Annotated in this window: 22 protein-coding genes and 1 riboswitch; of the genes, 6 read left to right on the top strand and 16 right to left on the bottom strand. The window is 43.7% G+C overall.

The genetic code is table 11. The annotated features are described in order from the left end of the window. Positions 1-46: 46 nt before the first annotated feature. The 9 genes from ACFSR5_RS07105 to thiS all read right to left on the bottom strand — a co-directional run bounded on the left by ACFSR5_RS07105 (position 47) and on the right by thiS (position 7,514). Complete coding sequence (locus ACFSR5_RS07105) at positions 47-616, bottom strand: RNA polymerase sigma factor (protein ID WP_380902143.1); 570 nt, start codon at positions 614-616, stop codon at positions 47-49. 478 nt (positions 617-1,094) lie between these two features. Beyond that, the gene (locus ACFSR5_RS07100; protein WP_380902141.1) at positions 1,095-1,493 is read right to left on the bottom strand and encodes a hypothetical protein; all 399 of its coding nucleotides are present in this window, start codon (positions 1,491-1,493) and stop codon (positions 1,095-1,097) included. 108 nt (positions 1,494-1,601) lie between these two features. Further along, positions 1,602-2,315 (bottom strand): HesA/MoeB/ThiF family protein, encoded by a 714-nt coding sequence (locus ACFSR5_RS07095; RefSeq protein WP_380902139.1) that lies wholly within the window; start codon positions 2,313-2,315, stop codon positions 1,602-1,604. Between the two features lie 4 nt (positions 2,316-2,319). Further along, positions 2,320-3,441 (bottom strand): 2-iminoacetate synthase ThiH, encoded by a 1,122-nt coding sequence (gene thiH, locus ACFSR5_RS07090; RefSeq protein WP_380902137.1) that lies wholly within the window; start codon positions 3,439-3,441, stop codon positions 2,320-2,322. Continuing rightward, positions 3,425-4,222, bottom strand: a complete 798-nt coding sequence (locus tag ACFSR5_RS07085; RefSeq protein WP_380902135.1) for a thiazole synthase — start codon at positions 4,220-4,222, stop codon at positions 3,425-3,427. Before ACFSR5_RS07085 ends, thiH begins: the two co-directional genes overlap by 17 nt. Beyond that, complete coding sequence (thiE, locus tag ACFSR5_RS07080; protein ID WP_380902133.1) at positions 4,212-4,844, bottom strand: thiamine phosphate synthase; 633 nt, start codon at positions 4,842-4,844, stop codon at positions 4,212-4,214. Before thiE ends, ACFSR5_RS07085 begins: the two co-directional genes overlap by 11 nt. Then, on the bottom strand, positions 4,828-5,445 hold the full coding sequence (locus ACFSR5_RS07075; protein ID WP_380902131.1) for a thiamine phosphate synthase: 618 nt from the start codon (positions 5,443-5,445) through the stop codon (positions 4,828-4,830). Before ACFSR5_RS07075 ends, thiE begins: the two co-directional genes overlap by 17 nt. A 15-nt stretch (positions 5,446-5,460) precedes the next feature. Next, complete coding sequence (gene thiC, locus ACFSR5_RS07070) at positions 5,461-7,290, bottom strand: phosphomethylpyrimidine synthase ThiC (RefSeq protein WP_380902129.1); 1,830 nt, start codon at positions 7,288-7,290, stop codon at positions 5,461-5,463. A gap of 11 nt (positions 7,291-7,301) precedes the next feature. Continuing rightward, positions 7,302-7,514 carry a sulfur carrier protein ThiS gene (gene thiS / locus ACFSR5_RS07065; protein WP_380902127.1) on the bottom strand — a complete coding sequence of 71 codons (213 nt, stop codon included), beginning with the start codon at positions 7,512-7,514 and terminating at the stop codon, positions 7,302-7,304. A gap of 64 nt (positions 7,515-7,578) precedes the next feature. Then, a riboswitch (TPP riboswitch) is annotated at positions 7,579-7,673 on the bottom strand. A 72-nt stretch (positions 7,674-7,745) separates the two neighbouring features. Here thiS and ACFSR5_RS07060 point away from each other — a divergent pair. Then, a complete protein-coding gene (locus ACFSR5_RS07060) occupies positions 7,746-8,189 on the top strand; it encodes a hypothetical protein (RefSeq protein WP_380902125.1) in 444 nt (147 codons plus the stop codon). A gap of 5 nt (positions 8,190-8,194) precedes the next feature. Here the strand turns inward: ACFSR5_RS07060 and ACFSR5_RS07055 are convergent, their stop codons facing one another. Then, a complete protein-coding gene (locus ACFSR5_RS07055) occupies positions 8,195-9,157 on the bottom strand; it encodes a cytochrome-c peroxidase (protein ID WP_380902123.1) in 963 nt (320 codons plus the stop codon). A gap of 218 nt (positions 9,158-9,375) precedes the next feature. Here ACFSR5_RS07055 and ACFSR5_RS07050 point away from each other — a divergent pair, with 218 nt between their 5' ends. The 4 genes from ACFSR5_RS07050 (at position 9,376) to ACFSR5_RS07035 (ending at position 13,679) form a co-directional block, all read left to right on the top strand. After that, positions 9,376-10,365, top strand: coding sequence for an NAD(P)H-dependent glycerol-3-phosphate dehydrogenase (locus tag ACFSR5_RS07050; protein ID WP_380902121.1), 990 nt, complete (start codon positions 9,376-9,378; stop codon positions 10,363-10,365). Then, entirely contained in the window at positions 10,362-12,644 is a 2,283-nt protein-coding gene (ggpS, locus tag ACFSR5_RS07045) for a glucosylglycerol-phosphate synthase (RefSeq protein WP_380902119.1), read from the top strand. The genes ACFSR5_RS07050 and ggpS overlap by 4 nt, the downstream gene beginning before the upstream one ends. Before the next feature lie 108 nt (positions 12,645-12,752). After that, positions 12,753-13,247 carry a thioredoxin family protein gene (locus ACFSR5_RS07040; RefSeq protein ID WP_380902117.1) on the top strand — a complete coding sequence of 165 codons (495 nt, stop codon included), beginning with the start codon at positions 12,753-12,755 and terminating at the stop codon, positions 13,245-13,247. Between the two features lie 9 nt (positions 13,248-13,256). Further along, positions 13,257-13,679, top strand: a complete 423-nt coding sequence (locus ACFSR5_RS07035; protein ID WP_380902115.1) for a GNAT family N-acetyltransferase — start codon at positions 13,257-13,259, stop codon at positions 13,677-13,679. Here ACFSR5_RS07035 and ACFSR5_RS07030 read toward each other — a convergent pair. The 5 genes from ACFSR5_RS07030 to ACFSR5_RS07010 all read right to left on the bottom strand — a co-directional run bounded on the left by ACFSR5_RS07030 (position 13,676) and on the right by ACFSR5_RS07010 (position 20,840). Continuing rightward, entirely contained in the window at positions 13,676-15,979 is a 2,304-nt protein-coding gene (locus ACFSR5_RS07030) for a hypothetical protein (protein ID WP_380902113.1), read from the bottom strand. The two genes, ACFSR5_RS07035 and ACFSR5_RS07030, sit on opposite strands and share 4 nt — an antisense overlap. 197 nt (positions 15,980-16,176) lie before the next feature. Then, positions 16,177-16,554: a MauE/DoxX family redox-associated membrane protein gene (locus ACFSR5_RS07025; protein ID WP_380902111.1), complete on the bottom strand. Its 378-nt coding sequence runs from the start codon at positions 16,552-16,554 to the stop codon at positions 16,177-16,179. Positions 16,555-16,693: 139 nt separating this feature from the next. Beyond that, entirely contained in the window at positions 16,694-19,051 is a 2,358-nt protein-coding gene (locus ACFSR5_RS07020; RefSeq protein ID WP_380902109.1) for a S9 family peptidase, read from the bottom strand. 272 nt (positions 19,052-19,323) lie between these two features. After that, positions 19,324-19,785 (bottom strand): hypothetical protein, encoded by a 462-nt coding sequence (locus ACFSR5_RS07015; protein WP_380902107.1) that lies wholly within the window; start codon positions 19,783-19,785, stop codon positions 19,324-19,326. Positions 19,786-19,790: 5 nt separating this feature from the next. Further along, positions 19,791-20,840, bottom strand: coding sequence for a threonine aldolase family protein (locus ACFSR5_RS07010; RefSeq protein ID WP_380902105.1), 1,050 nt, complete (start codon positions 20,838-20,840; stop codon positions 19,791-19,793). Positions 20,841-21,004: 164 nt separating this feature from the next. Here ACFSR5_RS07010 and ACFSR5_RS07005 point away from each other — a divergent pair, with 164 nt between their 5' ends. Continuing rightward, positions 21,005-22,000 carry a YihY/virulence factor BrkB family protein gene (locus ACFSR5_RS07005; RefSeq protein ID WP_380902103.1) on the top strand — a complete coding sequence of 332 codons (996 nt, stop codon included), beginning with the start codon at positions 21,005-21,007 and terminating at the stop codon, positions 21,998-22,000. 245 nt (positions 22,001-22,245) lie between these two features. On the opposite strand, the gene ACFSR5_RS07000 is transcribed toward ACFSR5_RS07005, so the two are convergent. Beyond that, positions 22,246-23,256, bottom strand: coding sequence for an ATP-grasp domain-containing protein (locus ACFSR5_RS07000; protein ID WP_380902099.1), 1,011 nt, complete (start codon positions 23,254-23,256; stop codon positions 22,246-22,248). Between the last annotated feature and the right edge of the window lie 9 nt (positions 23,257-23,265).

Raw genomic sequence — 23,265 nt, 5'->3', positions numbered from 1 at the left:
TATATATGGACGACGACGCTCGAAAGACGATCCGATCAGAAAAAAATTATAAAATTTCAATAAAGAGCAGAGCAAGGGTCAGAAAGGATGAGCGTTTGAGAATATAATCTTTCACGAATTTATTTCCTTTCACAAGTTGATCGCGCACGGTGTTTTTGGAGATCTGCAGAAGATCTGCGATTTCATCGTGACTTAAATGTTCGAGTTTACTGAGGCGGAATATTTTCTGTCGCTGTTCAGGAAGACGGGCAATAGCCTCTTGGTATAATTTTTCGAGATCGTGCACATATACCGTTTCCTCATTGTTGTTTACGCACGCTGCGATATGGTGTAGGGCATAATCAGCGTAATGTTGAAACTGAAGCCTTTTTCTTAGCTCCTCAAATACGGTATGTCGAGCAATGGTGTATAAATATGCACGGACATTCTGTTGTGGATCGACGTGCTCAACATGATTCCAAAATTTGATAAAGACCTCCTGCACAACATCGGCGGCTACCGCTTCATCTCGTAAATGGAGTTGGGCGTAGTTGTATAAAGCATCCTTATGTTGGTAAAAAAACATTTGAAATGCTGTTTCATCGCCGTCGCGAAGTCTGTCGATCAGTTCCTGCATACTATCCGTACTTTTCCAAAAGGAGCAAAAAACAATGCTTACCTATAGATAAGCTTGTCGTAAGTTCTTCATTTGATTTCCGCTTTTTAGCACACCCCTCAGGGCGTAAAAATAGCGGTAATGTATTTTTTATGAATAAATTTACTTAACGTTCGTGTTAACTATTTGTTACGTTTTACCTGTGAGGTCTTTGGATTAGATTTACATGGCTAAAAAAAAACAGACAACACAGACCGTTATCGATAAATTCCTACATTTCGTATGATGCAAATATACTAAATCCTTTTATAGCTCAGATGGGTCAGGGGAACGCAAACGATTGTGTGTGTTGGAGGATCAACGTGTGTAAGCCGCCTTCCTAGGCGTCATATTGATGTCGTTGGAGATCTTTTCACGACCTCCTTATCTACAGACACCATGAAAGATGTGTGCAAAAAACGTAACAGCTACTGCCTAACCATCCTATCGATCCTACGGGTTAGACCGCTTCTATCTGTTCGACACTCGAAGTGATGTAGTAGTTTTTATACCGAATAATGTCTCGCGAATTGGATATATATTGTACCTGCGCATTTTTGAACAGGTAAGCTTTTGCGCGTTGTTCCATAGCCCGCAGGAAAAACTCGAAATCTGCGTAAAGCTGTTTTCGTTCATCACGGGAAAACTTACTATTTTTTACGATCCATAGGAAAAGCTCATTATCGATCTTAAAATTAACGTGATCTTTGCCTTCTTTTTTAAAATACAATAGGGGGGAAGGTAAGTTATTCATGAATAAGGCAAATCCCACTTCATCATGATCGATTTTTACAACAAAAGCATAGAAATGTACCGTTCCAATTTTTTGATCGTCTATCGCGATTAGTTTCGTAAACATAAATAAGCCAATAGGATGCGTTAAATATACGCATTAAAAATAAAAACAGATACATCCCCCCGCCTTTTGTTCAAATTTTGGTGAATTGTCTTTTTGCTGGCCGATTTGTCAGAAATATATTTTTGTGCTATTCCAGGTGAGCGTATCCACTAGTAACCATTGATTGTGCAGACAAGGCAAATCCAAAACAACCTTCAAAGTTTCCTGTGCCATCATCAGCCCGAGCACGCCGGGCGTACTAGCCATGACGCCGTTAAGGTCGCAGCTGGGCACATCGTCGGGGTGGGGAGGATCCGGAAAAATTGCTCGTAAATCCTTCGATCCTTTGTGGTTAAAAACAGCCATCTGAATTTCGAAATTCAAGACGCTTCCATACACCAAGGGCTTCTGCTGTTTGGCACAGGCGTCATTAATAAGGTATCGTGTCTCAAAATTATCACAACCGTCAATGACAACGTCGTAGTCGGCTATATATTGGGCGATATTGGCAGCGGTTACCTTTTCCTGAATCGGCTCAAATACGATATCCGAATTCAATTGTTGAAGTTGTTTTTGCAGGCTATATACCTTAGGCATACCAACCGTTTTTTCTGTATGCGCCACTTGTCGGTGTAAATTATCGACTTCCACGCGATCAAAATCCATGCATGCGATTCTTCCGATGCCGGCCCCAGCCAAATATAGGGCGATTGGAGATCCTAAACCTCCAGCCCCGATAAGAAGGACATTGGCTTGATTCAGTTTCCATTGTCCCTCGAGGCCAATCTCGGGTAGAGAAATGTGTTTTTTATAGCGGATGATTTGCGCTCTCGTTAGTTTCATATGTTTAATTTCCTATAAATTCGGGCTGCCAATCCTTCCAGACTGGTTGATAACCGCTTTCTTTTATTTGTTGGACAATTATTTCGACGGGGCGGTCGTCGCTGATTTCGAACTGTTCTAGTGATGTAGGCTCGACCACATATCCTCCTGGATTGGTTTTAGATCCTGCGCTCATGGAAGTAATACCCAAAGGGATGACATGGTTTCTGAAAACTTCATGTTCACGAGTGGATAGGGACAGTTCTAAGTCCGGGTTCCAAAGGCGGTAAGCACAGATCAGTTGCAACAGATCGGCATCGTTCATATTGAATTTGGGTGCGTCGACTCCTTCGGCGGGACGAAGTCTGGGAAACGAGACCGAATACTTAGTTTTCCAGTAGGTACGCTGCAAATAGTCGATATGCAATGCGTTGAAAAAGCTATCGACCCGCCAATCTTCCAGCCCCAATAATACACCGAGTCCGATTTTGTGCATACCGGCACGACCGATGCGGTCTGGTGTTTGCAAACGATACTGAAAGTTTGATTTTTTACCTTTTGGGTGATAATTTTTATAAACATCTTGGTGGTAAGTTTCCTGATATACAAGCACAGCGTTCACGTGAGCGTTTCGAAGGGCGAGGTAGTCGTCTACGTCTAAAGGCTGAACCTCTATAGATATTTGTGGGAAAATGGGGCTAACGAGCCGTAAGGCATTTAGAAAATAGGCCGTGTTGACGGTATGGTTTGCCTCGCCGGAAACCAATAAGACATGTTGAAATCCGCTGTTGCGCAATGCTTCAGCTTCCAGTATAATTTCGGCATCCGTGAGGGTGCGTCGTCTAATTTGATTGTCCATACTAAACCCGCAATAGGTACAGATGTTTTGACATTCGTTGCTCAAGTAAAGCGGCGCGTAAAGCTGCATATTTTTTCCAAAGCGTCGTAGAGAGACGCGATGCGATTTTTGAGCCATCTGTTCCAGATATGGCTTTGCGGCTGGAGAAATAAGAGTCAGGAAATCAAACAGCTGAAGCCTTTCTTTCGCTAAGGCATGTTCGACATCGGAGGATGTCGTCACGCTGATTTTACGCGCGATTGTATCCCATTCATGCTGGTCAAAGACGTCTTTAAATGATTTTTCCATGTTCATTCGGATGTGTCAAAAACTGCGTCAGGGGGCTACTTGGCGAGGCTTGTCGATAAGTCGGTTGCAATCCCGACTCGTAAGCTATGCGTCCGGCAAGTACGGCGAGTGCAAAAGCCCGAGCAATCCGAGCCGGATCCGATGCTGTAGCGATAGCGGTATTGACCAATACCGCGTCGGCTCCAAGTTCCATTGCCCGCGCAGCATGTGAAGGGGTACCAATTCCCGCATCTACAATTACAGGAACAGAACTTTGTTCGATGATAATCTCCAAGAATTCGATGGTTTTTAGTCCTTGGTTGCTTCCTATTGGAGAACCAAGAGGCATGACTGCCGCTGTACCAGCGTCCTCTAGCCGTTTACACAATACAGGATCAGCATGGATATAAGGCAGTACGACAAATCCTTCGTTCGCCAGAAGTTCACAGGCACGAAGCGTTTCTATGGGATCTGGCAAAAGATATTTTGGATCGGGGTGAATCTCTAGTTTAATCCAGTTTGTTTCCATGGCCTCGCGGGCCAATTGTGCCGCCAAGACTGCTTCATGAGCGTTGCGCGCTCCCGATGTGTTTGGAAGCAATTGAATATTGGGACGTGGTATATGCTGGAGAATCTCGTCGGTGTTTGTTTCCATATCGATACGCTTTAGAGCAACAGTTACCATTTCCGTTTCCGAGGCGTGAATAGCTTCCCCGAGTTCGGCGGATGATCCGAATTTCCCGGTGCCTAAAAATAAGCGCGAATCGAATGAGCGATTCGCTATGTTTAGTTTAGTTTTCATGTAGCAGTTTTTTTAATGTTTCGATATGACCTTCGTTTTCGAAATGCATTTGAATATGTTTGGAAATAGCGGCTCCGTAAATGCCTATGTGCCGTAATGCTGGTAAGTCCTCGGCACATATACCTCCTATAGCAAATATGGGAGGATGCTGAATGTGCTTGATCTGCTGAATGATATGCGCATATCCTCCGAGCCCCAGAATTGGGCTGAGTTTATTTTTAGTTTCTGTGTGTCGGAACGGACCTAGGCCAATGTAATCGCACTGTTCTTCCGTACGTTTTAAGACGTCCGACAACGTATTAGCGGTGCCTCCAATAATTTTATTTGGTCCTAGTAGATGGCGGGCTTCCGTAACAGGCATGTCGTTCAATCCGAGGTGTACGCCGTCCGCATGAACGGATTTAGCTAAAATAGGGGAGTCATTGATAATGAAAGTGAAATTGTATTGTTGCTTCAGCTCCAGCACACGTAATGCAAGATCGTGCGTTACGGAAAAAGGTGCATTTTTTATCCGAAGCTGTACCCAATTGACGCCCCGTTGTAGCGCCTGCATAATATGGTCAAAATGGGCTTCTGGAGTATCTCCTGAAGATATATATTGGAGGTTACTGTAATTTTTCATAAGGGTCATTACGTAAAGGTTGATTAGAAAGAGGAAGCTGTGCATAGCAACGTTTCGCTTCGAGAAGTGGGGCGTTCGCCTGCCAAAGCGCGCCACATAAGGCGATGTCATCAAAATCTGCGTGACGAAGGTCAGCTATAGAAGATGCTTGGATTCCCCCTAATGCAATGGCCAAGGTGGCGAAATTTGTACGCCCCGAGCAGGGGATCTGTTTTGAAATGCCATACCCCTTTTTTGAAATACTCGGAAACACCGGGCCGACAAATGCTGCCGAAAATATGGGGGGCAATTTATTGAATTCATCCCAACTGTGTGTAGAGGTGCTTGAATAGCAATTGTTTGGAAGTAAACCGTTGTAGCCCTTTCGTAAACGGGTCGACAGATGTATACGCTCCACGCCATGATCTCTCGCCACTGCATGGTGTTGATGTGGGACGAGACGTCGACGTTCGCACAGCGTGAACGCCGAGAGGTATCGAACAAAATCTACTTCTGCCAGGTTCGGTTTTCGGATATGAACATATATATCCGGCCATTCGAGGAGCCGGCGCAATATGTAAATTTCGTTGTAGACAAAACTGTCTAGAGTGATGATACGCATGGTACAACCATTAAATTACAGGTAAATTTCCTTACCCTGTTGCACAAACTCTGCCGATTTTTCCTGAAGGCCATCTGCTACGCTGTCCCTAATTTCCTGTGTAATTTTCATTGAACAAAATTTTGGACCACACATCGAACAGAAATGGGCCACTTTTGCTCCATCTGCAGGAAGCGTTTCGTCGTGAAATTCACGGGCAGTATCAGGATCCAGAGAAAGATTGAACTGATCCTCCCAACGAAACTCAAACCGCGCCTTGCTTAATGCATTATCCCGGTATTGTGCACCTGGGTGTCCTTTGGCAAGATCGGCTGCATGCGCTGCAATTTTGTAAGTGATTACTCCGTCTTTCACGTCTTTTTTATTGGGCAAACCGAGGTGTTCCTTTGGTGTTACATAGCACAGCATCGCACAACCATACCAGCCGATCATGGCGGCGCCGATAGCTGATGTAATATGGTCGTAGCCTGGGGCAATGTCGGTTGTGAGCGGACCAAGCGTATAAAAAGGAGCCTCGTCGCATGCAGCCAACTGTTTGTCCATATTCTCTTTAATAAGGTGCATGGGAACATGTCCGGGACCCTCGATCATTACTTGCACATCATGATTCCAGGCAATTTTTGTTAGCTCTCCCAATGTTTCCAGTTCAGCAAATTGGGCTGCATCATTGGCGTCTGCGATAGATCCCGGGCGCAAGCCGTCACCTAGTGAAAACGCGACATCGTATTGTTTCATAATGGAGCATATCTCCTCAAAATGAGTATACAGAAAATTCTCTTGGTGATGAAAGAGACACCATTTTGCCATGATGGAGCCACCTCGCGAGACAATTCCCGTGACCCTCGAGGCGGTTAGGTGAATGTAACGCAGCAATACACCGGCATGAATAGTGAAATAAGAAACTCCTTGCTCTGCTTGTTCGATCAGCGTGTCGCGAAAGATTTCCCATGTAAGATTCTCCGCGACGCCATTTACTTTTTCTAAAGCTTGATAGATCGGAACCGTGCCAATCGGAACTGGCGAATTCCGTAGGATCCATTCTCGGGTTTCGTGAATATTCTTCCCTGTCGATAAATCCATAATAGTGTCTGCACCCCATCGGCAAGCCCATACTGCTTTTTCTACTTCTTCTTCGATACTCGACGTAACGGCGCTATTCCCAATGTTCGCGTTGATTTTCACGAGAAAGTTTCGCCCGATAATCATGGGTTCACTTTCGGGGTGATTAATGTTATTTGGTATGATCGCCCGTCCAGCGGCAATTTCTTGCCGAACAAATTCAGGCGTGATTGTTCCTTTTGGCGTGTTGGCACCAAAACTGTTCCCGGGATGTTGCTGCTGTAGCGATTGCTGCTGTTCGTTCCATGTGGTCATGCGCTGATTCTCACGAATCGCGACATATTCCATTTCGGCAGTAATTATGCCTTGTTTGGCATAATGTAATTGCGTAACATTCGTTCCTCCTTTTGCCCGCTTTGGCCGATGTTGATAATGAAACCGGAGCTCGTCAAGGGTTGAATCTGCGAGTCGTTGTTTTCCAAACGTCGACGTAATTTCAGGAAGCTCGTCTACATCTCCCCGCTGCATGATCCATGATTCGCGTATACGCGCGATGCCCTGCCTTACATCAATCGATTTATTTACATCCGTGTAAGGCCCCGACGTATCGTAGACCGTTACCGGCGGATTCTCTTCTATGCCTCCCTTGCTTAAACGAGTCGGGTGTAGGGCGATCTCACGCATAGCGACTTCGATAGGGAAGAGTTGGCCCGGAATATAAACCTTCCGAGCGTTTGGTAGGGGATCTGTGCTGATCACGGAGTTTTCGTTGGTGTATTGTCTCATGATGAAAGATGTTAGCCGCCTTGAGTAGCGGTGATAATAACTAGTTCTGCCGGTTGTGGAATGCGTGTTTGCGGCCACAATGCGCGAGGCACAACGTGCTGGTTGAGTGCGACAGCAACGCCTTTTGCTCTGAGATCGGGAACAAGCATATCCAAAACATCCTGTAAATAGACGGGATACGGCTCATTGAGATAATGAAGTTGATCGTTGATTTTTATTTGCATAACCTAAAATTTGTAATAAACGTACTTTAGGTATGCTATAGACAAGCTATTTTGAATAGCCCAAAAGAAGCATCTTACTTTTCCCTACGCTAGTATGAACTAGATCAGGTTCCAAGGGTAAAATCTCAGCCTGCCATGCAGACACCCCTAAAGTATACGTTACAAGTATAGGAATATATTTTTGAAATAGAAATATATTTTGCAGATTCGTACGAAAAGAAGAACATAGGCATGCGGAGGATATTCTATCTATTTTTGCTCATATTTGCGACAATGGCCTGTCGAACCCACCGCCCGATCGGATCAGCGTCTGGAGCAAAAGAAGCGTTGGACAGCACCGACATATTGCTAAACCTCGGCCAAACCCAGTTTCTGAAACCGCTGGGCATTCATGTTACATTTACTCATGTGTTGGAAGATAGCCGTTGTCCTAAGGGAATGCACTGTATTTGGGCTGGAGTAGCTGCCGTTGAGGTATCCGTTATGGGAATTTATACTCGACCGCAGACACTCCGACTAGCGACGACTGCATTACCAGCGAAAGGATATGAAACGATGCAAAGATTTAACGAATATATGTTGCGCATGAACGCGTTAGAACCCTACCCTCACTCGAGCAGCGATACAACGAGACAACCTCCTTATCAACTTCGGATTACCATTATCAAGCAGTAGGTAAGTCAATAAGCGGTGTTGGAAGTGAAACTGTGGTCCGAAAGCGTATACAAAAAGGCCTTTAGCGCGGCAACTTCTTTCACGGTTCTTGGATAAGAAGATCCAGCCCACTGTATCTCATGTACAATCAGTAAGCTATCCAAACGTGGGTATGCACCTGTATAACCGTACGGACTTGTAAATTCAATATTTCGGAGAGTGGGCGCTACGAGGGCATTTATGTCTTGGTTTCCCGACCGACAGCTTGCAATCAGTCCTTGGCTGTGAAACAAAGGAGGAACGTGACAAGATTGACAAGCGGCAGTAAAGATTTCCAGCCCTTCTTTTTCCTGTGTAGTAAATTGGGCTCTTCCCTGCATTACCTCGTCATATTTAGCATGAAATGAGTTAAGTGTGCGTAAATAGTCTGTCAAGACTAAAATGATGTCATCTTTATGGATCGTTCGGTTTCCAAATAAACGTCGAAATTTCTGTGAATATAAGGAGTTCTTACGGATACGGGGGATGATAATACAGTCAAAATCGCTGTTTAACTCCTTCGGATCGAGCACGGCATTCTCTATGGTTTCTTCTAATTTGGTGGCGCGTCCGTCGGCGAAAAATTGCTTTTTCCAAGCCAAATTGACCAAAGTGGGCGAGTTTCGTTCGGTCTTGACAGATAGGTCGCCTGTACTTGTTGATTTTCCTGGGTCGGCATAAGCAGCAGCTTGTTGGTGGCAAGAAGCGCAAGAGATCTGTTGATGTAAGGAGAGTAAGGGATCGTGAAACAACATTTTTCCCAAGGATGCACGTTGTACTGTCGCCCGATCCCGATCGAAACGGTTTGGAAAATGCGACGGTGCAGGGGGATCTATCTCAGTAGTTTGATCGAGCAGAAATTGTCTTCCTACTAACAACACGATGAAGACGCCGATTAAACTCATGATCACCAACTTGCCCGATTTATTCGTTTTCCGTGTCCCGTTCATAAAAAGCAATCTTTCTTTTTGCCATGCAAAGATAATTTTTCATACAGCACGATCGGGATTTTGGCGGGTTATTTCACGTCATTTTCCGGTCATAACGACAGTATTCCATATAAAGAAAGAATCTTTATTTTGCTTATTAGTTTATTTTTATTATCTTTGTATCGTATTAGATAATTATAAAACAGAAAACCTACTGTTTTTTATAAAACTAGAGCGTTTTGACAGAAATTAGTGTGATTGGTGGTGGCAGTTGGGCTACCGCTTTAGTGAAGATATTGACAGACAATCAAACGAACGTATCGTGGTATTTGCGAAGACAAGAACAGGTCGATGCGATCAACACGGCCGGACGTAATCCAGACTACCTTGATTTTGTGAAGCTAGACACACGCTATCTCGAGGCATCGACCGATTTGCCGTTCATCTTGCAAAAGTCTGCCGTCATACTTTTTGTTGTTCCAAGTGCACATTTCCCTGCGCTTTGTGATCTGATTGATGCCGAATGGCTTCGAGAAAAATATATCGTCACCTCCATCAAGGGGACAGTCGGAGACGGAAACAACTTGCCTTCTGCGTATATAGCCAATAGATTCTCTGTAGAAGAGTCCCGGCAAGCTATATTGGCGGGACCCTGTCATGCGGAGGAAATTGGCATGGGAAAAAAGACATATATGACTATTTGTTCGTCGAATGAAGGACTACTACAACGGTTGTCCCCCTGCTTTGCGAACCGGTATGTACACGTGAATCTTGCAAAAGATATGTGTGGTATCGAATATGCGGCTATATTCAAAAACGTAGTTGGTCTGGTCTGTGGAATGGCAAAGGGACTAAATTACGGCGATAATTTTATGGCAGTTCTAACCTCGAATGCTATCCATGAATTGGAAATGCTGTTAAGCAGCTTGCACGTTCCTGAACGTCGGATAGGGAGCTCAAGTTATTTAGGTGATTTACTTGTAACAGCGTATTCTGCACATAGCCGAAACCGCACATTTGGCGAGTTGATTGGCCGGGGATACAGTGTTGACCATACCCAAACAATCATGTCGATGGTAGCCGAAGGTTATGCCGCGACAAAAGGGCTTTTCCAAACGGCAAAAGAGCTGGGATTAAATCTTCCTATTGTAAATACGGCTTACCGGGTCTTATACAACCATATGCCCGTAGCTGCAGAATTTAAACTATTAGAACGAAATATAATATGATGATATTAGCGACAGATTTAGATGGAACATTTTTAGGAGGGAGTATGGAAAACAGGCTTCGCCTGTACCGGCTTATCAAGCAACATCCCGATATCCAATTGATTTTCGTAACGGGCCGTGGAGTCGAATCCGTTATCCCGTTAGTTAATGATCCCCTGATTCCTACGCCTAATTATATAATTGCAGATGTAGGAGCTACCGTAGTCAACGGATTAACCCTGGAATCCGTAGAGCCGATTCAAGGTGAGATCGAGAGCCGTTGGCCATCCACGTATAGTGTCCGTTCGAAGGTGCTGGAAATTGCTGATGTAACGTTTCAGGAAGTCCCGCAACAGCGTCGTTGTTCTTTTTACTACGATAATGAAGTGGATTTGACCCGTATCGAAGAAATTGCCGAAAGCTTTGATTGTGATGTGATCACGTCTGTAGACCGATATTTGGATATATTGCCACGCGGAGTAAATAAAGGCAGTACGCTTAGAGCCTTGGTCGAGTTATTGCACATGGATGCCGATAGTGTGTTGGTGGCAGGCGATACGTTAAACGACTTGTCACTGTACGAAACGGGCTACAAAGGCGTTGTGGTAGGTAAAGCAGAGCAGGGGTTACTGGATAAGACACAAAACAATCCACTCGTATATCCTGCTTTTGAAGCGGGTGCGGGAGGTATTATCGAATCGTTATCCCATTTTGAACGGTTTCAAAAATATGCAGACTTGGCTCGTCGACGTAAGTCCATGCAAACCAAAAAGGGATCTAATCAGCTCGTCGTTGTTTATCATCGTCTTCCATTCGAACAAGAAGTCGTCAATGGAAAATCAATTCGTGTAGCACCTAGAAGTCCAAATGGTATTATCCCGTCTTTACTGGGCTTATTTGAAAAGGGACGGTCAGGGATGTGGATAGGAGAGGAAGTACAGCACAAAGACCGCCCTGAAATAGCCAATGAACTTATAGACGAGGAAAAGTATCCGAATCTTGTTGCGGCAACAATTAGTTTATCGAAAGAGGATATCGATAAGTTTTATCGAGTATTTTCCAAAGAGGCCTTCTGGCCGACGATTTTCTCTTTTGTGGACAAGGCTAAATTTAATCACGATGACTGGGAACATTATTTGAAAATTAACCGTGTCTTTGCTGAACGTATTGCGAAAGAAGCAGACCAAGATGCACTTATTTGGATTCATGAATACAACCTTTGGATGGTTCCGGCGTATTTAAAGCCCTTGCGCCCGGATTTAAAAATAGGATTCTTTCATCATACATCGTTTCCGGCGGCAGATATTTTTAATATTATTCCGTGGCGAAAAGACATTGTTGGAAGTTTGTTATTGTGTGATTTTATTAGTTTTCACGTACCACGTTATGTGGAGAATTTCATCGACGTGCTTCGGAGCCACACTCCATTCAAGGTCGTAAAGAAAATTAATGCAGCGAAGCAGTTTCTAACGTATAGCTGTGCATTGGGGGTAGACCAGATGACAAAAATCATTGAAATAGACGGTCGTCACATCCGTCTAGGTGCACAACCTGTCGGCGTGAATATGGAAAAGGTAGAACGTATTTTAAACAAAGCAGAAATTCATAAACACATTGATGCGGCTTTGGCAAAGAATGCGGGTCGAGAAATAAGCACTATTCTATCAGTGGAACGTCTAGACTATGTGAAAGGACCGTTGGAAAAGATACAAGCCTTCGGTGAGTTTTTGGAAGAGTATCCAGAATATCAGGGCAAAGTAGAGCTAATCAACATCTGTACACCGCCATCGCAGGGGATGCGGATATATGACGATATACGCGACGAAGTACATCGAGCCGTAGGTGAAATAAACGGTCGATTCTCGACAATGGATTGGGTGCCGATTCAGTATTTTTATCGCTCGCTGCCTTTTGAAGAAGTGGTCAGGCTGTATGCCACGAGTGATATTGCCTGGATTACACCATTGCGTGATGGTCTGAATCTTGTGGCGAAAGAATATGTAGCGGTCCAGGGAATGTTAAACGGAAAAGGGGCTTTGGTCTTATCAGAATTTGCTGGCGCTTCGGTAGAGTTACCCTACGCTATTTTAACCAATCCATACGATGCGAAGAGTATGAAGGAAGGTCTGTTAAAGGCCTTACTCATGTCCGAAGATGAACGAGCAGCGCGGATCAAACGCCTGTATGATCAGGTGCGTTATTTTGATATTCATTATTGGGGTAAGGATTTTGTGCGCGAGCTGGAAAAGACTAGAAAAAAAAATACGGACATTGCAGCGTTGTCAAGCGTTGCCTTATAACAGCATGAAATCCCGAACGATAGTCGGACAACTAATTTCGTAGAGATCTGTGATTTGAGAATAAGTATTACCTTTGCATCATAACATGATAACATAATGGGAAGAAAAATGATGAAAAGATTGCAATGGGCTATGTGTTGTATTATGCTGATCGCTGTAGCTACCACAGCCGGCGCGCAGGTATCGGGAGCGGGACTTAAAGATTTGGAGAAACCGTACCATCCAGAGGCCAATGCCCAAGCCGACTTAGACAGCCTGCTGATCATTGCGCAAAAAGAGCATAAACGAATCGTTATACAGGCTGGCGGCAACTGGTGCATATGGTGTCTTCGATTCCATAATTTTATACAGGAGGAGACGGCGATCGCGGAGCTGGTTCATGATCGTTTGTTATACTACCACCTCAATTATTCCAAGGAAAATAAAAATGAGGCCGTTTTCAATCGCTATGCTCCAGAAGGAGCTAAACTGGGATATCCTTTTTTTATTATACTCGACGAAAGCGGTGAGGTACTTGCCGTTCGTGAGAGCGGTACATTAGAGAACGGTGCAAGTTACGATAAAAACAAAGTATTGTCGTTCTTTAGAGAATATATTCAGTAAATAGCTACGATGGAAAAAGAGGTACAGATAGAACAGGTTGTTGCTGCATGTACGTGGCGGATTAGACAACAAGTTCTATACCCTCAAGGTCACCTGCGTGACGTACAGGTGGATGGGGATTTTGATGCTGTGCATTTCGGGGCGTATCATGCACATCGGCTGATTGGTGTTGTCTCTCTATTCGAAAAGGATTGCAAGTACCAATTTCGCAAGTTTGCCGTCCTACCGGATCATCAGCAACAAGGCGTGGGTTCTTCTCTCATGCGGGCGATGTTAGATGTTGTACAGATTTGGAACGGCCAACTATTATGGTGCAACGCACGCATTGACGCTGCACCATTTTATGAAAAATTTGGATTATCTATCGTAGGACAGCCGTTCAACAAAAACCAAATCGACTATGTGCGCATGGAAAAAGCGCTATCTTTTTAAAAGCCGAATTTCGAAAAGAAACCAGGCTTTTTCCATTGCTTTTTATAGATGTCTGCTACAGGATTATGATTCGTATAGTAAAGTATCTTATCGAGTACAGCGTGAGCCTCTTTCAGACGACCTTCTTTATAGAGCGTCTGCGCTTCGAGTAGATAAACCTTTTCCATGTTTTTGTCATAGCTCCAATTAAGTCGTGCATAAATGCCTTTGTACTCACGGATGAGGCTGTACACTTCCTCTTCTAATTCAAGGGCGAACTTCAGCTCAATCACATAGTAAAGCCAGGTAATATAATCATTATCCGACAAAACATCACGCATCATTCGATAATTCTCCTCGTAGACGATAAGTCCTTGTTGATATTCTTTACAAAGTAAGTGCGTCTTGAGGATAAAATGGGTTGTCCTAGCCTTATCGAATGCGTCCAATAAATAAGCAGGTTTGTTCTTCAAATAGACGTGGGCGGCTTTATTACATGAAGCATACTGAGCCGTGTCATGGTACAGCTGCATGAGCATGTACTGGGGATTGGCCTCATGAGGATAGCGGGCTGCATGCTTTTCGAAAATGGCAATTTTTTCTGCATTAGTTCGTTTTTCAATACATCGAAAGTATATTGCCTGTATGGCAGTTTTGGCGGCTTCAAAGTCTTGGTAATCATAGTTGTCCATACCTGAATTAGCCACGCCGTAATCATAAACCTGGTTAAGTAAAATCTTAGCATCTTCGTAAGTCTCCTGATCGGCGTACAGATAATAATTCACTTCAAGACGATTAGCCATGAAAATGAGATGTTTTAGTACAGGGACTTCTTCGTCTTCATAGTGTTCAAAATACCGATCTAACGCTGCTTTGGCTTGTTCGTAACATTTGGCCTTGATTAATGTTTCGACATGTGTCGCATGAAGCTCCCAAAAATCGGCATAACGTAAACCTTCCTCGGCTAAAGACATAGCCGGTATATAGTTTTCTAAGGCTTCGTGAACAATGGCAAGGTTGTTACAACACATAGCAAATTGATGGTAATCGCTTGCATAGAAGCTTTGGAACTCGTTTTGGTCAAAATATCGGTGAAATCCATGGTAACTTTGTTCATAGAATGCTAGTCTGGCTAACAGCAGATCGCGTTGAAGCTCTGGGATGTCAATTTCGTCGGCTAAGTCATCCAAGTACGTGGCATCGTCGTATAGCTCCTTTGGATGACTTTTCATTTCCGGGACGCTTGGTACAGCGTGGTGTACATATATGTAGCTCTCGATATAGCGACGAGCAGTGATACTGGCCGGAAGTAGGTCCAACGCATTTTTAAAATAGGGAATCGCTTCTTCATATTCCGAATTTTCGAACAAATAAGTTCCTACAAAATGATACCCGTAATAACACTCGGGAAACTGACGGATCATCTGGTGGGCGTGATGGTAATAAAAATCAGGTGCAATACCCACCGCTCCAGCGTAATTGCGTTCGATCATCAGTTGGAAATAATACATGTCCTCGTGATGGTATCCTTCGGAAATGGATCGATTAAGTCGGTCATACCATCGTGCGAAATGTTCGACGATAATCGAAGTAGACTCATTGTAATCGAGCAACACAAGCAGAATCTTTAGGGCCAAGTCAAGGTCGTTTTGCGACCAGGCGAGCTCTGCTAGATCTACAAAATGCTTTTCCTGATAGCTTACAAAAGATGGCAACACTTCGGTAATAAGAGGCAGCAGCTCCTTATTATCAAAGGCTGGCAGCTCCGAAAGAAGGTAGATCTTTTTAATCCAAAAGTACGACGTGTGTTTATCCCTTAGTTCGCGATTGTTCTGGAATCTGTCACGAATAGCAGACATGGCGCCGTCGGCGACTAAAATCTGACGTTCGGGCTCGTCCAGACCTTCATAGATTTTCCAAAGAAAATCATAGCCGTCTACGAAAAGATCGTCCGTTTCGATAAGATGGTTAGCATATATCACGAATTCGTCGGCGTTCTGCCGGGTGATGTGCGTTTGGTGATGACCGTTATTTCGCAGAGCCAGTTGGTTGCCCAAGGGATAGTCCAGTATGCTAAACAGCGCGTGTTTGTGCGTTGTATCTAGCGATAGAATCCGACGTAAATAAGGGATTGTATAGTTCTGGATAGCGTCGAAAACAATCTGTGGGCCATCTTGAAAGACTATATCATGGTATGCAGTGGCCAATAAAAAGAGAACTTGGGTGTTCTCTGGAGACTCTTTCAGGTATTGTTCGCCGTCTATTATACAACGTTCAATGTCTCCCTCGTAAAATAATTGTTCTAAATCGGCATAGTTCATTGTCTCAATACAAGCTTAAATTCTTTATCAAAATAGGATTTTTTTGACAAAAAAATAGGCCTGATTTATCGTTTCCCGAAAATTTATAAGGCTTAGATTTGTTAGTATCTGATTTCCAGTTTGTTTGAAAAAAGATATAATCTGTCATTTCTTCGAGAAATGACAGACGTCCTATCCGTTTAGCGGCTACGTTTACTTTAATCGGCTCTAATCATTCGTTGGTATTTTGACCAGTTGTCAAAGATGATCCAAAGATTAATTAAAAGCAAAGGAATGACGATTAAGAGTCCGCTAGGCTCAAAGGTAACATTATGTGCGACGATCCCAACCATAACGGGCAGAATGACAATAGCGCCGAGCGCACGTGTTCTCGGAAAAATAAACAATAATCCGCCCAATATTTCGACAATTCCAGTCAAGGGGGTAATCCATTTCAGCTTGCCTAATGCTTGGTAAAGATCCATTTGTTCAGCTGTAAGTTCTGGCATGGGCATATACAGGAAAAACTTGTTAAGACCGGCGTTGATAAACATCAATCCGAACAACAGACAGATGATAAATTTAATGATTTTCATAGTTTTTTAAGTTTACAGTACGTTATAAGCAAATGTATAAACTATGATCAACTTGTGGAAACGCGAAGATAATTTCTTGTCCTACGCAAAGATGTCGAAATAGTAGAGGCCATTGTCGAATGGCCTCAAACTGTAGTTTTTATTTTTTTAATGGAGTTTCCCGGTTTATTTCTGTAAGGTCAACCTGATCGATCTTCGAGTCGCCAAGCAAGTGTTCCGAAAAATAGTCGGCCATTTTCCAGAAAAAATATTCGGTCATATTTCCGAAGGCGTGCCGTTGACCGGGAAGCAATAGAAAGTCGAATCTTTTATTTGCTTTGATCAACGCTTCCACCATGCGGATGGAGTTGGCCGGATGCACATTGTTGTCAATGTCTCCCGTCGCAATCAGTAATTTCCCTTTGAGGTTTCGGGCGAGTTCGGTGTTCCGTTCGATCTGATAGGTAAATGTTGTATCCCCTTTGCTGTCTATTTTTTCCAATACACCGTGGTGTCGTTCGCTCCACCAGCGGTTGTATATGTTGTTTTCATGATTTCCGGCTCCGGAGACGGCAACTTTAAAAAAATCTGGATACACCAGCATTGCTGCTGTAGACATAAATCCGCCACCGGAGTGTCCAGTTATGCCCACTCGTGTGATGTCGATAAATGGATGTCTGTCTGCAAGTTGTTCGGCGGCTACCTTTTTATCTTCCAAACCGTAATCCCGCAGGTTGCCATAGCCATAGGTGTGGTACCATTTTGAGCGAGAAGGGTGCCCGCCACGATTGCCCACCGTTATGACAATAAAACCCATTTGTGCAAGCCTGTCGATACGGTCCATGCTTCTGCCAAAGGCTTTATTTACAGCCTCCGTTTGCGGTCCGGGGTATACGTATTCAACAAGAGGATAAACACGCGTCGAATCGAAATCGAAAGGTTTGTACATAACTCCATACAGATCCGTAATGCCATCGCCAGCTTTTACCGTGAAAGGTTCGGGAAATTTGTATCCCGCCGCGAAGAGTAAAGATAAATCTGCCTCTTCTAACTTCATAATCAATTTTCCGGTGGAGGTGTATAGCGCAGAGCTAGGGCTGCTATTGACGCGAGAAGCGTTGTTTATAAAATATTTGCCACTTTCACTTGCTTCTACCTGATGATCGAAATTTCCTGGATTCAATAAATTCGGTTTCCCACCGCTGATACTCAGGCTGTAATGATGCAAGTAATACGGGTCTTCTTTCGCTTCTTTCCCGTTGGCAGTGAACGTAAAGCGTTGCGTGGTTTTATCGTACCCCGTTATGTCGTTACAGTTGTATTCGCCAGACGTCAACTGACGTATAAATGTCCCATCGCTGTTATATAGGTAAAAGTGTCCCCAGCCATCACGTTGCGACCAATGTATAAATTGCTTGCCTTCGTGGATAAAATAGGGTTTCTTGACATCAAGATATACATTTGACCGTTCTTTAACGACAGGCTGGATGTGGCCATTGACATGCACGGCAACAATATCGATGCGTTTCAGGTCACGACTCGATCTATTGATATAAAATACATTATTATCGCCCAACCAATAGCCTATAAACCGTTTCCCCTTAAAACTGGACTTGTCGACGTCCTTATTGTAGATGCCGATTGTTTGGTTTTTAAAAGCGTCTACGGCAATTCGTTTTGGCGTTAATGTCCCTGCTTCAAATACATATAGTTCGGCTTCCGTAGAATCGGTTTCGCCCGGCATGAGATATTTGTAGGTCTCTAAGGTAGGACGTTTCAACCCGACGTGATTGATCACCCATAACGGATTTAGATGTCGATTGTCTTTGCGCGTTAGTGCAAAATGTTTGCCGTCCGGAGACCACAAAAGACGTACGGGCTGCCTCTTTTTAGTTTCTTCATCTTCGTTGTCGCCTCCAGTGGTGGTGCTGTACTGATCTCCTCCCCACGCGTAGTATTGTACGCCGTCGGTCGTAATTTGATGTTCGACAATGGTCGAATCTTTATCATCCGTGCGCGCTTTTTCCAGATTCTCCCGATCCATCCAATACAGGTTATAGTTCTTGGCGAAAAAGATGCGCGAGGTATCGGGAGAAAAACTTGCCCAGTTGGGGATCGGTTTCTCTTTTAAACGCTCATCGATTTCTTTCAGTTGCTTATTGCGCAAATCATACTCCAAGAAAAATACTTTCTTTTTTAAGCTGTCCGATTTGTTTTTGAGTTTGGCAAGCTCTTCTTTCGTTTTGATGGTATCTTTTGTACTTCGGAGCTCAAAACGTATCCGGGTCTCATCATCGGTAAATTCGAGCTTCTCAATAGGCAGGTGCTGTGCGTCAAACGGATTTTTGACGATGCGTGTCGCTTGAGCTGCTAGATCAGCATTGTCAAACAGCAATTGCTTCGATTTGGACTGTGGATCCACGAGATACCATTTCTTTCCAGTTGAAGTTCGGTATTCATACCAGAATTTATCAGAATGATTAATCCAAACCGGTTTAACTTCGGTGGAAAAAATCATTGTTTGCAATTTTGTAGGTGAGAATTTGGCCGCAAGAGTGTAATTAGCTCTATTTGTTTCTTTTTGTTCCTGTGCGGATGCCAAAAAATGCAATCCTACCAGTAAAATGGTGCATAGTTTACGCATGTGGAAGTTAATAATATAATATTAGATGCGCTAAAGTACAGAAAAACGCATGCTGCTAGCCGATTTGTATTGTAAAATTTTAACGACAAAGCATCAGTCGGTTTTGTTCGGTATGTCCACCGTCAAGAATAGCCGTCGAAAAATATTTAACGAAAATTCGGCCTGCTTGTTAGCGGTGAAAATGACCATGGTATGGACGCGAGGATCATGAGGTAGATCCACAGATAGCATTTCGAAATAGTAGCGAACGTTTGTTGTTGCCCGATTTTACGCCAACAGAAAAGTGTGACGATATTGATAAAAATAAGGGCGAGCAACATCATGGTGATATGTTCCATTCCAAAGAATCGGAGCTGTCTGTTTTTGACGCCAGCTCCAAAATCAGCTAAAAATCCTTTTACTAAGGGGCTATGGCAGTAAAGGAGCAGACCGATGATTCCTTGTACATTGTAGAGCATAGTGCAAGCCAACAAAATCATAAAATGTCGTCGACTAAATATAGTTCGCTTACTGCGATGTACTAACAGCCAGCAGCCCTGCATAACCATAACCGCCAAAACAACCCAACGATAATAGGAGTGGAGAATCAGTAAATAAGATGTATCCATGTGGTCTATCTAATGGGCAAATAATTTTCGTAAATCCGCGTAAAATCCTTGTTGAACTGGGAAACTGTACTTTGTTGGGTAGCCCATGACGTTATTATCCGTATGGCGTCATGCTGCTCATCTATGTTGCTCCAGATATAAAATGCGTAAGATTCGGATAGCGCGTCAATGACCACCTTCGGAAGGATAGGAAAAAGCTGGTTAGTAGTCGGTACAGTCAAAAAGTCACAACCTAGCTGACGCATATGGGAGGCTATTTGCATAGCCATTTCGTTTGCGTGCCGCGCTAAATGGTAGTACAGATTGTCCGTAAACAACTGGTCAAATTGGATCCCAAGGATGCGGCCTTTGGCCAAGAGTGCTCCTTTTTGCTTGAGGCTGTAATCAAAATCTTGGGCTATATCTTGCCTACGAAATACGATGGCTTCGCCTAATAAAGCCCCATTTTTTGTGCCGCCTATATAAAAGACGTGTGTATACTTTGCTACATCGGCCAAGGTGAGGTTGCTTTCGGTAGCAGTTAATGCATGTCCTAAACGAGCACCATCAAGAAACAAAAACAATTGTCGGGCTTCACACAAATGGTATAAGGCCTGCAATTCTTCTCGTGTGTAAATAGAGCCGATTTCCGTAGAATTTGATATATAAACCAATTTGGGTTTCACAACATGCGGACGTAAATAATGTGCATTTAATACCTCTTCTATGGCTTCGGGAGTCACTTTGCCGTTTGTTGACAATACCGGAATAATGCGGTGGCCCGTTGCTTCGATGGCACCTGTTTCGTTAGCGTATATATGACCTGTTTGCGCACTTATCACCGCTTCGTGGGGGCGAAGCAAATACGAGATCACCAGCAGGTTGGTCTGTGTCCCTCCCGATACGAAGTGGATCACAGCTTCATCATTTTGCATCTCGGCCCGTAGCTTGTCTTTTGCTGCGCGTGAATATGTGTCTTCACCATAGCCGTTTTCCTGTTGAAAGTTGGTAATGGCAAGTTTTTCCAATACGGATGGATGTGCTCCCTCCGAATAATCGTTTTTAAAGCTATACATATGGCCACATTCTTGAGGTGTAAAAATAAGGACTTGCCCAATAAATTGCGCGTATAAAATCTATAAAAGCGTTAGAAGCTGGTCGTATCTGTTAAAAAGGACTTTTCCCAAACAATTTACAGGCGGCATTAGTTCACAGTATAGAACGTTTCATACAAAGAATTATGGTTGAAAAAAAGCAAAGCATTATACAGACGCATTTTTCTATTTTAAAAAATGCGGTATTGGGTTTTATGAATGAAGATAGCTTGAAATATAGTGCATCGTTGGCGTATTACACGGTGTTTTCACTCGGGCCGATTTTGGTGTTAATGATTTCGCTGGCCGGGATTTTCTTGGGAGAAGATGCTATTAAAGGCAAAGTCTTTTCCGAGTTACAGGGGTTGGTTGGAGCCAATGCAGCACGTCAAATTCAAGATGTTATCAAGAATTTATCCCTGTCCGGTAAATCAAATCTAGCTTTGCTAGTCAGTGCTATTACCTTGCTCTTAGGTGCGACAACTGTTTTTGGTGATATACAGAATTCCATCAACAAAATTTGGCATGTGCGACCCAAGGTTAAAAAGGGATGGTTAAAGATTGTAAAAGATCGGTTGCTTTCTTCTTCGCTGGTAATCGGCTTGGGATTTCTATTGGTGGTTACGTTAATCATAAACGGGGTTATTCTGGCACTCACGGATCGCTTACAACGTATCTTTCCAGATATCACCGTGTTTTTGCTGAGCTCCATCAATTTGTTGCTATCGTTCGGCATTATTTATCTGCTGTTCTGTATTATTTTCAAAGTCCTTCCAGACGTTAATATCCAGTGGCGAACTGTCCGCTCAGGTGCTTTATTTACGGCGTTGCTGTTTATTATAGGACGTTTCCTTATCGGTTTTTATATTGAAAATTCCAGTACGGAATCCACCTATGGTGCGGCAAGTTCCATAGTACTGATTTTGCTTTGGGTGTATTATACAGCTGCAATTTTATATTTGGGAGCGATATACACGCGGGAGTATGCAGCTTATAGAGGAGTTCCTATCGAGCCTTCCGAATTCGCCGTCCATGTAGAAACCCGGGAAATAGAGCGCGAGGTAAAAGAAGTTCCTCCGGCGCCACTAACTGTTGAAGAAAAGGAGCGAGGGGAAGGGAAACCTAGAGAGACCGAATCATAGGTAATCCGTGGCCGTTTCGCACCTGGCAAGCAGGCTTTGCTCAACCGTTTAGCAGTCATATACTTCGCACAACAAGCAAAAGGTTCGATCCCGCAATGGAATCGAATCTTTTGCTTGTACACATCGTCTGCCTAAAAAATCCAGAATGATTTGAGAAACCGCTTAACACGATGTCTATACGGATTGCACGAATTGCGAGGCATTTTTTCCGTATCTCGTTGGCTCGACGTCGGAAGAATATAGGTTTACATCTTTCGTTTACGTAAGGTCGATTGCTTCTCCAAATCTTTCAAAATAGCGGTAGTATAATCCACGCCGTTCAATTCACTGGCATGCAGTAGTGCGCCTGGACTAAATACATTAATCTCCATGATTTTATCACCAACTATATCCAGCCCAACAAAATACATCCCATCATCTTTTAGTTTACTGCTTACCTGACGTACCGTGGAAAGAATCTGTTCGTCGATCATCGCCTCCTTCGCCGTGCCGCCTTGGTGGATGTTGCTGCGAATATCACCCTTTTGCTGCACGCGATTTACACTTGCATATTTGCCCCCGACGAGTAGCGGCTCGCCGTCGAGTAGGAAAAAGCGGATGTCACCCTTCGTGGCTGCAGGTAAGTATTCTTGTGCGAGTACATATCCATCCCTGGAAATGACCTCGACCGTCTGTTTGAGATTGTGGCGTTCATCTTTTTTGACGAGGAAAACATTTTTCCCGCCCGAACCTTTTAACGGCTTCAAGATAATTTGATCCTCTTGTTGATCGAGAAACGAAACGACATCTTCATAGTTGCGTGTGATCAACGTTTTAGCCCGAATATTTCGCGGGAAATACTCTAAATAAAGTTTGTTTGTCGCTTCGACAAGTTTGTCCGGGTCGTTGATCACCCATGTACCTTGCCGTTTGATCAATTGAGCAAATTGTAAGGCAGTTGGGGAGGCCCAGGGGCGATTGATCATATCCAACACCGGATCATAGCGTATCCAAAGAATATCCATTCCTTTTGCGTCGACAAACTGCTTTTCTTTTTTTCGGAGGATCTCCAGAAGATGCTTTTCATTGTTAATATTGTCGTCCGGTTCCACTATCCGACAATGGGCCCCCACCGTATTTTCGCCATGGTACGCAAAATCGGCGAGACCAATATACAGGATTCTGTGGCCTCGTAGATGGGCTTTGTAAGCTAATAAGGTCGTCGTAAAATTGACATCTTCCTTATGGGTTTGGTTGATTAGAAAAGCTATATTCATATACTGTTA

Origin of the sequence: Sphingobacterium suaedae, assembly GCF_042684625.1 — a bacterium.
Classification (GTDB): domain Bacteria; phylum Bacteroidota; class Bacteroidia; order Sphingobacteriales; family Sphingobacteriaceae; genus Sphingobacterium; species Sphingobacterium suaedae.
Note: the sequence above shows the minus strand (reverse complement) of the source record. Positions and strands in the feature narration are given on the sequence as shown.